The organism is Paracoccus sp. J55 (assembly GCF_000513975.1).
Classification (GTDB): Bacteria; Pseudomonadota; Alphaproteobacteria; order Rhodobacterales; family Rhodobacteraceae; genus Paracoccus.
Map to the genome: position 1 here is coordinate 1 of NZ_KI911333.1, position 10639 is coordinate 10639.

Below are 10639 nucleotides of genomic sequence, written 5' to 3' on the forward strand. Positions count from 1 at the left end.
CTCAGAGCTTCCCGGTCAGTTCGGGCACCACGGAGAACAGGTCGCCGACCAAGCCGTAATCGGCGATCTGGAAGATCGGCGCCTCCTCGTCCTTGTTGATCGCCACGATCACCTTGCTGTCCTTCATCCCCGCCAGGTGCTGGATGGCGCCGGAGATGCCCACCGCGACATAGAGCTCGGGGGCGACGACCTTGCCGGTCTGCCCGACCTGCCAGTCGTTCGGGGCATAGCCCGAATCCACCGCCGCGCGGCTGGCGCCCACCGCGGCGCCGAGCTTGTCGGCCAGCTGCTCGATGATGGCGAAGCTCTCCTTCGAGCCGAGGCCGCGGCCGCCCGAGACCACACGCTTGGCCGAGGTCAGCTCGGGACGGTCGCTCTCGGCCACCTCATCGGCGACCCAGGCCGACAGGCCGGGATCGGCGGCAGCGGCGGTCTCGGCCACGCTGGCCGAACCGCCCTCGCCGGCCGCGTCGAAGCTGGCGGTGCGGATGGTGAAGACCTTCTTCGCGTCCCGCGACTTCACCACCTGGATGGCGTTGCCGGCATAGATCGGCCGCTCGAAGGTCTCGGCATCGAGGATGGCCGAGACGTCCGACAGCACCATCACGTCGAGAAGCGCCGCAACCCGCGGCATGACGTTCTTGGCATCGGTGGTCGCCGGCGCGGCGATGTGGTCGTAATCGCCGGCCTGGCCGACGATCAGCGCCGCCGTCGGTTCGGCCAGGCGGTGGCCGTAGAGCGGGGCCTCGGCCACCAGCACCTTGGCGACGCCGGCGATCTTCGCGGCCTCCTCGGCCGCCGCTTTCGCCGAGGCCCCGGCGCAGAGCACCGTCACATCGCCAAGCGCCTTGACCGCCTGCACCGCCTTCGCCGTCGCGTCGCGGTTCAGCTCGCCATTCGTGACTTCGCCAAGCAGCAGAACAGCCATCAGATCACCCCCGCTTCTTTCAGCTTGCCCACCAGTTCGTCCACCGAGCCCACCTTGATGCCGGCCTTGCGGCCCTCGGGCTCGCGCACCGAGACCACCTCCAGACGCGGCGCGACGTCGACGCCGTAATCACTGGCGGTCTTTTCCTCCAGCGGCTTCTTCTTCGCCTTCATGATGTTCGGCAGCGAGGCATAGCGCGGCTCGTTCAGCCGCAGGTCGGCGGTGACCACCGCCGGCAGGCTGACCGCGATGGTCTGGAGGCCGCCATCGACCTCGCGCGTCACCTTGGCCTTGCCGCCCTCGATCTCGACTTTCGAGGCGAAGGTCGCCTGCGCCCAGCCCAGGATCGCCGCCAGCATCTGGCCGGTGGCGTTCATGTCGTTGTCGATGGCCTGCTTGCCGGCGATGATGAGTTCGGTGCCTTCGGCCTTGGCGACCGCGGCGAGGATCTTCGCCACCGCCAGCGGCTCGATGTCCTGGTGCACGTCGTCCGCAGCCACGACCAGGATCGCCCGGTCCGCGCCCATCGCCAGCGCCGTGCGCAGCGTCTCGGCCGCCTGCTTCACGCCGATGCTGACCGCGATCACCTCCTCGGCCTGACCCTTCTCCTTCAGACGGATCGCCTCCTCGACCGCGATCTCGTCGAACGGGTTCATCGACATCTTCACATTCGCCAAATCGACACCGGAGCCGTCGCTCTTAACGCGCGCCTTCACGTTGTAGTCGATCACGCGCTTCACTGGCACGAGAACCTTCATCGGCCTCTCCCCTTTGGTTGCGTCACCTGTTCGGAGGTTTGTTAGCGGGCCGTCGGCGGCAATGACAGGGAAAAAACGACCGTAACGCGTCGTAACATTTCCATTCCGTCATGTTGTCGCTAACGGCTGGCTCCTGGCACCCACAGGATATCCTGCGCGCCGTTTTCATTGGCGACGCGCCCCGCCACGAACAGCCAGTCCGACAGGCGGTTGAGATATTTCACCGCGGCAGGATTCGCATCCTCGGTCGCCGCCAGCGCCACGGCGGCGCGCTCGGCCCGCCGCGCCACGGTGCGCGACAGGTGCAGATGCGCCGATAGCGCCGAGCCGCCCGGCAGGATGAAGCTGCGCAGGGCCGAAAGCCCGGCATTCATCGCGTCGATTTCCGATTCCAGCCGCTCGACCTGGGCGTCGATGATGCGCAGCACCGGATAGGGCGCCTCGGCATCCTCGTCCATGCGCGGGCGCGACAGGTCGGCGCCGAGGTCGAAAAGGTCGTTCTGGATCACCGCGATGCGCGCCGCGATCTCGCCCGTGGCATGCAGGCGGGCAAGGCCCAGCGTGGCGTTGAGCTCGTCCACCGTGCCGTAAGCCTCGACCCGCAGGGAATGCTTGGGCACGCGCTCGCCGTTCGACAGCGCGGTTTCGCCCTTGTCGCCCGTGCGGGTGTAGATCTTGTTGAGGACGACCATGGGCTAGCTCCTGACCCAGAGATAAAGCAGGAAGACCGCGATGGCGATCGCCTGGGCGATGATGCGCCAGCGCATCATGCGGTTGCCGTGCTTGCGGTTGAATTCGCCGCCGCGCGCGAAGCCGCCGATGCCGGTGGCCAGGATCACCACCACCGCAAGGCAGCAGATCGCGAGCAGGTAGAACAGCGGTTTGTCATGCATGGGCGGGCCCTTTCGGCGCGAAGCCTAGCTGCGGCGCGCGAACCAGTCCAGAGCGCGCGTGGAAAGAAGCCGCCGCCCGATGCCCGAGACATGGGTCGGCGTGGTGACGTAATAGCGCGGGCGGGGCCTCGGGCTTTCCAGCGCCTGGGCGATGCGGGCGCTGACCGCCGCGGGCGGCAGTTCGAAGCGGTCCTTCTTCGCGGCCGGTTCGTAGAGGCGCTTCAACAGCGTGCGGCGGTATTGCTCGGCGCGCGGGCTCGACTGCCAGTCGATCCAGCGTTCGAAATGCGGGATCGAGTTCAGCCGGATCTTCGTGCCGATGGGGCCGGGCTCGATCAGGATGACCTTGACCCCGGTATCGGCCATCTCGACGCGCAGCACGTCGGTCAGCCCCTCCAGCGCGAATTTCGTCGCCACATAGGCGCCGCGCCAGGGGATGCCGACCAGGCCCAGGACCGAGCTGATGTTGACCACCCGCCCGCCATGCGCGCGGAAATGCGGTAGCAGCCGGCGGGTCAGGTCATGGGTGCCGAACAGGTTCGCCTCGAAGATAGCCCGCAATGCGCCGCGCGGCAGGTCCTCGGCGGCGCCGGGGATGGCGAAGGCGGCGTTGTTCACCAGCGCGTCGATGCGCCCCAGCGCCAGCGCGGCTTCGGCGCAGCGGGCCACGCTGTCCTCGCAGCCCAGTTCCAGCGGCAGGGTGTCGAAGCCCTCGGCGCGGCGGGCCGCGATATCCTCGGGCTTGCGGCAGGTGGCGATGACGCGCCAGCCGCGCCCGCGCATGTGCCGCGCCGCGTCCAGCCCGATGCCCGAGGAACAGCCGGTGATCAGAACGGTCTTCATGCGCGCCTCCTTGCCGGGCGGTTCTGCGCCAAGGCCGGGCCTTGTGCAAGCCGAGCATTTCCGGCTGGACCGAAGGCCTTGTCGGGCCTATTCAATCGGCCATGTCCGACGATCCGAACCTTCCAGATCCGACCCCGCCCGATCCCAGCGCGGATCAGACCAGCTCCGAGCCGCTGTCGCGCGCCATCGGCGAACGCTACCTGACCTATGCGCTGTCGACGATCATGAACCGGGCGCTGCCCGATGCCCGCGACGGGCTGAAGCCGGTGCATCGCCGCATCCTGTTCGCCATGCGCGAATTGCGGCTGTCGCCCAGCGGGGCCTTCCGCAAATCGGCCAAGATCAGCGGCGACGTGATGGGCAATTATCACCCGCATGGCGACGCGGCGATCTATGACGCCATGGCGCGGCTCGCCCAGCCCTTCGCCATGCGCTACCCGCTGGTGGACGGGCAGGGCAATTTCGGCAATATCGACGGCGACAACCCCGCCGCCAGCCGCTATACCGAGGCCCGCCTGACCGCCGCCGCCGAGGCGCTGATGGAGGGTCTGGCCGAGAACGCGGTCGATTTCCGCCCCAACTACGACGGCACGCTGGAAGAGCCCATCGTGCTGCCCGCCGCCTTTCCGAACCTGCTGTGCAACGGCGCCTCGGGCATCGCGGTGGGCATGGCGACCAACGTGCCGCCGCACAACCTGCACGAGGTGATCGACGCCTGCCTGCATCTGATCAAGGCGCCGGATGCCCGCGACGACACGCTGGTCAGCATCATCCCCGGCCCGGATTTCCCGACCGGCGGCGTGCTGGTCGAATCGCGCGAGACCATCGCCGAGGCCTACCGGACCGGCCGCGGCAGCCTGCGGCTGCGGGCGCGCTGGTCGGTCGAGGATCTGGGCCGCGGCCAGTGGCAGGTGGTCGTGACCGAGATCCCCTATCAGGTGCAGAAATCCAAGCTGATCGAGCGGCTGGCCGAGGTGATCCAGCTGAAGAAGGTGCCGATCCTGGCCGATGTCCGCGACGAATCGGCCGAGGACATCCGCATCGTGCTGGAGCCGCGCACCCGCGCCGTGGACCCCGAGCAGCTGATGGCGGCGCTGTTCCGCGTCAGCGACCTGGAAGTGCGCTTCGGACTGAACATGAACGTGCTGATCGACGGCCGCGTGCCCAAGGTCTGCTCGCTCAAGGAGGTGCTGCGCGCTTTCCTCGACCATCGGCGCGAGGTGCTGGTGCGGCGCTCGAACCACCGGCTGGACAAGATCGCGGCGCGGCTGGAGGTGCTGGAGGGCTACATGATCGCCTTCCTGAACCTCGACCGGGTGATCGAGATCATCCGTCACGAGGAAGACCCGAAGGCGGTGATGATGGCCGAGTTCCGGCTGTCCGAGGTGCAGGTCGAGGCGATCCTGAACATGCGCCTGCGTGCGCTGCGCAAGCTCGAAGAAATCGAGCTGCGGGCCGAGCACGAGAAGCTGACCGCCGAGCGCGCCGAACTGACGGCCATGCTGGGCGACGAGGGTGCGCAATGGGCCAGGATCGCCGGCGAATTGCGCGAGACCCGGGCGAAATTCGGCAAGTCCGCCCCCGGCGGCCAGCGCCGCACCGAGATCGGCGAGGCCGGCGTGGTGGCCGAGATCGACATGGATGCGATGATCGAGCGCGAGCCGATCACCGTGATCCTGTCGAAGATGGGCTGGATCCGCGCCATGAAGGGCCACCAGCCGCTGGATGCCGAGGTCAAGTTCAAGGATGGCGACGGCCCCTTCATGGCGCTCCATGCCGAGACCACCGACAAGCTGATGGTCTTTGCCGCCAATGGCCGTTTCTACACCCTGCCGGCGAACAGCCTGCCCGGCGGGCGCGGCATGGGCGAGCCCTTGCGGCTGATGATCGACCTGCCCAACGACGCCGCGGTGATCGACATCTTCCCCTGGCGCGAGGGCGAGCGTTATCTGGTCGCCTCGAAGGCCGGGGACGGGTTCATCGTCGCCGGGGCCGACATCCTGGCGCAGACCCGCGCCGGCAAGCAGGTGCTGAACGGCGACGCCGCGCTGTGCCGGCGCGTGACCGGCGATCACCTCGCCGTGGTGGGCCAGAACCGCAAGCTGCTGGTCTTCCCGCTGTCCGAACTGCCGGAAATGGCGCGCGGCAAGGGCGTGCGGCTGCAGAAATACAAGGATGGCGGGCTGTCGGATGCGATCTGCATCACGCTGGCCGAAGGGCTGCGCTGGCAGGAATCCGGCGGCAGGACCCGCAGCGAGCCGGACCTGACCGAATGGCTCGGCAAGCGGGCGGGCACAGGCTACATGGCGCCGCGCGGCTTCCCGCGCGACAACAGGTTCAACTGAGAAGGGCGGCTCCGCCCTTTTCGCTAGCTGTTCGTGCTCGGCGGCGTGGCCGGGCGTTCGACCGGCGTGGTGGCCGCTGTCTGGTCGCTGGACATCTTCTTGTGGCCCGGGCAGTCCGCAAGCGCGGGAACTGCGGCCATCGAAAGCGCCAGCGCGAGGGCGACGGTCTTGCGGATCATCATCGGCTCCTTCCTGCGGTTCAGGCATGCCGGACAGGCCAGGGCGCAGGCCCGGCATGTCCCAGCCTGACACGCGGCGGCGATTCGATCAATTCCGCGGCCTAATCCTCACGAACCTGTTTGCGGCCGGTGATCATCGGCCGCACCAGATCCTCGCGCTTCCAGAAGCGATAGAACAGGATCATCGCGACATGCAGCAGCACCAGGACCAGGATCAGGTTGGCGCCCAGATTGTGCCAGCCCACCGCCTTGGACCGCGTGGCGCTGCTGACGTAAGAGGCCAGCGGGCCGACATTGATATAGTCGTCGGGGTCCGAGATCAGCCCGGTGGTGACCTGCGCCGCCAGCACTGCCAGCAGCGCGATGACCGACAGCGCCCCCAGCGGGTTATGGCCGGGCCAGTAGCTGGGCTCGCGCAGGAACATGCCGCGCATATAGCCGGCGACGGCGCCCGGCCCGCGGATGAAATGCGAGAACCGGGCCGGGGCCGGGCCGACAAAGCCCCAGACCAGCCGAAAGACCAGCAGCCCGGCCACCACATAGCCGCACCAGAAATGCAGCGTCATCCTGGCCGGACCGAACTGGCCCAGGCACCATCCGGCGATCACGAAGAAGGCCAGCAGCCAGTGGAACGCGCGCAGCAGCGGGTCCCAAAGCCGGACCTCGCGCAGCGGACCGCGCCCGGCCATCAGCTTTTCTCGCGGAAGACGTCGTGGCAGGCCTTGCAGGCCTCGCCCAGCTTGCCGACGACCGGCCCGACATTGCCTTCGCCGCCCTTGACCGCCTCGGATACGCCGGCGGCGGCCTGTTGCAGCCCGGCGAATTTAGTCCTGAATTCGTCCGGGTTGTTCCAGATGTCGGGCTTGGCCGCGCTGTCCTGGGCATCGGCCGAGCTGCTGCCCTCGATGAACAGGCCGGGCAGGTCGTATTGCGTCAGCGCCTCGATATTGGCCGCGGCGCGGCCGGCGGCGGCCTCGTCATAGGCCATCTCGCCCTTGGCCATGCCCGACAGCGTGCCCATGTTGATCGCCAGCATCTGATAGAAGCCGTGGCGGGCCTCGATGGCCTGGCCGACCGGATCGTCCTGGGCCAGGCTGGCAAGCGGAACCGCGGCAAGGGTGGCGGCGGCAAGAATCAGGCGCATGTCGTCGTTCCTTTCATGTGGCGTATGGCTTCAATCGGGTTCGCGCGGGATCAGAGTTGCACAGCCCGCCGCGCCTGCCAACGCATCGGGCGATGCCATTTTCGTGAAACCCCCCGGCTTCGCGCGATTTTTTCCGGCGGCCGGGCTTTGCCGGACTTTGCCGGGCCGCGCATTTTTCACCGCCCGCCTGCCCGGATGGCCAAGATTTGGGCAAAACCCTTCTCGCAGGGGTTGAGGGGCCACGCGGCGCTTGCGCCCCGCCGCGCGGCGGGCGCAAGCTGAGGGGGACGGGGCCGCATCCTCCGTCAGCCCCGCGCCGCACGGGGCCTGCATGGCAGTGACCGCCGTTCATGCCGCGTCTCCTCCCTCCACGCGGCATGGACGGCGGCGTTTCAGCCCGCCGGGATGCGCAGCTTCAGGCAGAAGCGCAGCCGGCCGCAGGGCCGGGCGTCGCGGATCCAGCCGTCCGGCGCCGCCAGATAGGCGCGGATCGTCGCTGCCACGTCGGCGGCATCCCCCGGGCGCAGATCGTGGAACAGATAGGCGCCGCGCCCCGGCGCCTGCAGCGCCATCAGCAAGGGCCGGGCGTCCCGCGCCCGCAAGCTGGCGCGGCGCAGGGCGATGTCGGGGCCATGCGGGCGCAGCGCCTCGGCCAAGGCATCGGCCTCGGCGCCCGGCGGCAGGGTCAGCGTGACCGGCATCGATCCAGCAGGTAGATGTCCATGATCCAGCCGTGCTCCGCCCGCGCGCGGGCGCGGGTCGCAAGGATGCGCCCGGCGACCTCGGGCAGCGGTCCCGCAATCAGGATCTGCTGGGGCATCCCCAGGAACGCCCCCCACCAGATATGCAGCCCCTGCGCGTCGAGGCTTTGAAACGAGCATTCGCCGTCCAGCATCACGACCAGCCGGTCCACCCCGTCCGGCCAGCCATGGTCGCGGATCCGGCGGCCGGTGGTGATCAGCACCGGCGCCGCTACCGCGTTCAGCGGCATGGCATGGGCGGCGCAAAGCGCCTGGATGGCGGTGATGCCGGGGATCACCCGCAGGTTCAGCGGCAGGCGGCGCGCCACCCGTTCCGCGATGCGCAGCGTGCTGTCGTAAAGCGAAGGATCGCCCCAGACCAGCAGCGCCGGGCGGATGGCGCCATGGGCGCGGATCACCTGTTCCCAGCGGGCGGCGATGGCATCGTGCCAGGCCTCGACGCCCTGGCGATAGCCCTCGCTCACGTCGCGCGCGGGCATGTCGAAGACGGCGAGCGGCGGCGGGCTGGCCAGCACCTGCCGGCAAAGCGCCCGGCGCAGCTCGGCCAGGTCGGCCTTGTCCCCGCCCTTCGAGGGGATCAGGATCAGGTCGGCATCGGCCATGGCGGCGATGGCCTCGCGCGTCAGATGGCCGGGGCTGCCGGTGCCGATGCCGATCAGCGCAAGCTCGATCATGGCGCCGCTCCGATCAGGTGGAAGAAGCTGCCGGTGGCCTGGCCGCGCCGCGAGCCGGTCTCGGGCACCGCATCGCCATTGGCGTCCGCGACGCGGGCCAGCGGTTCGTCGGGCTGGGCAAGGATCGTCGCATAGTGGAACTCGTGCCCGGCCAGCGGCTGCGCATAAAGCCCGGCCAGCGGTTCGGCGCGGCGATAGCCCAGATGCATGCGGCGCTGCGCGTAGCTGGTCTCCAGCCCCAGCAGCCCGGCCATCTGGTGCCGTGTGCCCTGGGCATCGACCAGCCCGGCGCCCATCGCCATGTAGCCGCCGCATTCGCCATGCACCGGCCGCGTTTCCGCAAAGCGCCGCAGCCCGTCGCGAAAGCGGCCGGCCGCGGCCAGCCGGCCCGCGTGCAGTTCGGGATAGCCGCCGGGCAGCCAGCAGGCCCCGGCGCTGTCGTCCGGCGCCTGATCGGCCAGCGGCGAGAAGGGCATGATCGTCGCCCCCGCCGCCCGCCAGCCGGCGATGAGATGCGGATAGACAAAGGAAAAAGCGTCGTCCTGCGCCAGCGCGATGCGCTCGGCCGGCGGCGGCAGCGGGCGAAACGGCTCGGTCGCGATCCCACCAGAAGCCGCCGCGATGATGGCGTCAAGGTCCAGATGCCGCGCCGCCGCCTCGCCCGCCGCCGTCAGCAGCGCCTCCAGCGCGGCATGTTCCTGGGCCTGCACCAGGCCCAGGTGGCGCTCGGGCAGCTCGATCCCCGCCTCGCGCGGCAGCACGCCCAGCACCGGGATCGAGAGCTGGTCGAAAGCCTGCCGCATCAGCGCCTCGTGCCGGGGCGAGGCGACGCGGTTCAGCACCACCCCGGCCAGAGGCACGTCGCGGCGCATTTCGCGGAATCCCAGCGCCACGGCGGCGGCGGATTGCGCCTGCCCCTTGCAGTCCATGACCAGCAGCACCGGCCAGCCGGTCAGCGCGGCGATGTCGGCGCTGGCGCCGTTGCCGCAGCCGCCCGCCCGCGCCACGCCGTCGAACAGCCCCATCGAGCCCTCGGCCAGCGCGATATCCGCGCCGTCCGCCGCGCCGATCAGATGCGCGATCTGCGCCCGGCCCATGGCCCAGCTGTCGAGGTTGAAGGATTCCCGCCCGGCCGCCGCGCGGTGAAAGGCCGGGTCGATATAATCCGGCCCGCTTTTGAAGGGCTGCACCACCAGACCGCGCGCCCGCAGGGCGGCGATCAGCCCCAGCGTGACCGTGGTCTTGCCGCTGCCCGAGGCGGGGGCGCTGATGACCAGCCCCTTCATTCGGGAAACCGCGGCGCGGTGCCCACGGGGCGGAAGCGGCGGTCGTAATCGCCGGCATAGAGGCGGCTTTCCTCGAAGCCCTCGGCCGCCAGCGCCGGGCCGACCAGGATCAGCGCCGTGCGCTCGCCCTCGCCGATGGCGGGGTCCAGCGTGGCCAGCGTGGCGCGGTGGATGCGCTGGTCGGGCCAGCTGGCGCGGAACACCACCGCGACCGGACAGTCGGCGCCGTAATGCGGCAGCAGTTCCGCCTGCACCCGGTCCAGCACATGCACCGACAGGTGGATGGCCAGCATCGCGCCGGTGGCGGCGAAATTGGCCAAGGTCTCGCCCTCGGGCATCGAGGAGGCGCGGCCCGAGGTGCGGGTCAGCACCACCGATTGCGCGATGCCCGGCAGGGTCAGTTCCGCCCCCAGCGCCGCGGCGGCGGCGGCGAATGACGGCACGCCGGGGGTCACGTCATAGGGGATGCCGAGGTCGCGCAGCCGCCGCAACTGCTCGCCCATGGCCGACCAGACCGACAGGTCGCCCGAATGCAGCCGCGCCACGTCTTGGCCGGCCTGATGCGCGGCGGCGATCTCGGCGATGATCTGGTCGAGGTCCATGGGCGCGGTGTTCACGATCCGCGCGCCGGGCGGGCAATGGCTCAGCAGCGCCTGGGGCACCAGCGAACCGGCATAGAGGCAGACCGGCGAGGCGGCGATCAGGTCGCGGCCGCGCAGGGTGATCAGGTCGGCCGCGCCGGGGCCGGCGCCGATGAAATGGACGGTCATGCGGGGTCTCCTTCTGCGATGGCGGCGGTGGCCATGCCGTCTTGCGAGATGACGCGCG

The 10639-nt window shown here is 69.6% G+C and carries 13 protein-coding genes; 1 reads left to right on the plus strand and 12 read right to left on the minus strand.

The features are described 5' to 3' along the window. Window position 1: 1 nt before the first annotated feature. The 5 genes from PARJ55_RS0120595 to PARJ55_RS0120615 form a co-directional block, all read right to left on the minus strand. Entirely contained in the window at window positions 2–928 is a 927-nt protein-coding gene (locus PARJ55_RS0120595) for an electron transfer flavoprotein subunit alpha/FixB family protein (RefSeq protein WP_028714668.1), read from the minus strand. Next, window positions 928–1686: an electron transfer flavoprotein subunit beta/FixA family protein gene (locus PARJ55_RS0120600; protein ID WP_028714669.1), complete on the minus strand. Its 759-nt coding sequence runs from the start codon at window positions 1684–1686 to the stop codon at window positions 928–930. The genes PARJ55_RS0120595 and PARJ55_RS0120600 overlap by 1 nt, the downstream gene beginning before the upstream one ends. A 119-nt stretch (window positions 1687–1805) precedes the next feature. Next, complete coding sequence (locus PARJ55_RS0120605; RefSeq protein ID WP_028714670.1) at window positions 1806–2378, minus strand: cob(I)yrinic acid a,c-diamide adenosyltransferase; 573 nt, start codon at window positions 2376–2378, stop codon at window positions 1806–1808. A gap of 3 nt (window positions 2379–2381) precedes the next feature. After that, window positions 2382–2579, minus strand: coding sequence for a twin transmembrane helix small protein (locus PARJ55_RS0120610; RefSeq protein WP_024843070.1), 198 nt, complete (start codon window positions 2577–2579; stop codon window positions 2382–2384). A 24-nt stretch (window positions 2580–2603) separates the two neighbouring features. Next, on the minus strand, window positions 2604–3422 hold the full coding sequence (locus tag PARJ55_RS0120615) for an SDR family NAD(P)-dependent oxidoreductase (protein WP_028714671.1): 819 nt from the start codon (window positions 3420–3422) through the stop codon (window positions 2604–2606). Window positions 3423–3523: 101 nt separating this feature from the next. On the opposite strand from PARJ55_RS0120615, the gene parC reads away from it, so the two are divergent. Further along, the gene (parC, locus tag PARJ55_RS0120620) at window positions 3524–5767 is read left to right on the plus strand and encodes a DNA topoisomerase IV subunit A (RefSeq protein WP_028714672.1); all 2244 of its coding nucleotides are present in this window, start codon (window positions 3524–3526) and stop codon (window positions 5765–5767) included. 23 nt (window positions 5768–5790) lie between these two features. Here the strand turns inward: parC and PARJ55_RS24225 are convergent, their stop codons facing one another. From PARJ55_RS24225 to cobM, 7 genes are all read right to left on the minus strand, one after another. After that, the gene (locus PARJ55_RS24225) at window positions 5791–5946 is read right to left on the minus strand and encodes a hypothetical protein (protein ID WP_156929556.1); all 156 of its coding nucleotides are present in this window, start codon (window positions 5944–5946) and stop codon (window positions 5791–5793) included. Between the two features lie 101 nt (window positions 5947–6047). Next, a complete protein-coding gene (locus tag PARJ55_RS0120630) occupies window positions 6048–6635 on the minus strand; it encodes a cytochrome b/b6 domain-containing protein (protein ID WP_028714673.1) in 588 nt (195 codons plus the stop codon). Next, window positions 6635–7090, minus strand: coding sequence for a cytochrome c (locus tag PARJ55_RS0120635; protein ID WP_028714674.1), 456 nt, complete (start codon window positions 7088–7090; stop codon window positions 6635–6637). The genes PARJ55_RS0120630 and PARJ55_RS0120635 overlap by 1 nt, the downstream gene beginning before the upstream one ends. Before the next feature lie 392 nt (window positions 7091–7482). Next, on the minus strand, window positions 7483–7791 hold the full coding sequence (locus PARJ55_RS0120640; RefSeq protein ID WP_028714675.1) for a DUF1636 family protein: 309 nt from the start codon (window positions 7789–7791) through the stop codon (window positions 7483–7485). Beyond that, the gene (gene cobF, locus PARJ55_RS0120645) at window positions 7776–8525 is read right to left on the minus strand and encodes a precorrin-6A synthase (deacetylating) (RefSeq protein WP_028714676.1); all 750 of its coding nucleotides are present in this window, start codon (window positions 8523–8525) and stop codon (window positions 7776–7778) included. Before cobF ends, PARJ55_RS0120640 begins: the two co-directional genes overlap by 16 nt. Continuing rightward, entirely contained in the window at window positions 8522–9811 is a 1290-nt protein-coding gene (locus PARJ55_RS0120650) for a cobyrinate a,c-diamide synthase (RefSeq protein WP_028714677.1), read from the minus strand. The genes cobF and PARJ55_RS0120650 overlap by 4 nt, the downstream gene beginning before the upstream one ends. Continuing rightward, window positions 9808–10581, minus strand: coding sequence for a precorrin-4 C(11)-methyltransferase (cobM, locus tag PARJ55_RS0120655; RefSeq protein ID WP_028714678.1), 774 nt, complete (start codon window positions 10579–10581; stop codon window positions 9808–9810). Before cobM ends, PARJ55_RS0120650 begins: the two co-directional genes overlap by 4 nt. Between the last annotated feature and the right edge of the window lie 58 nt (window positions 10582–10639).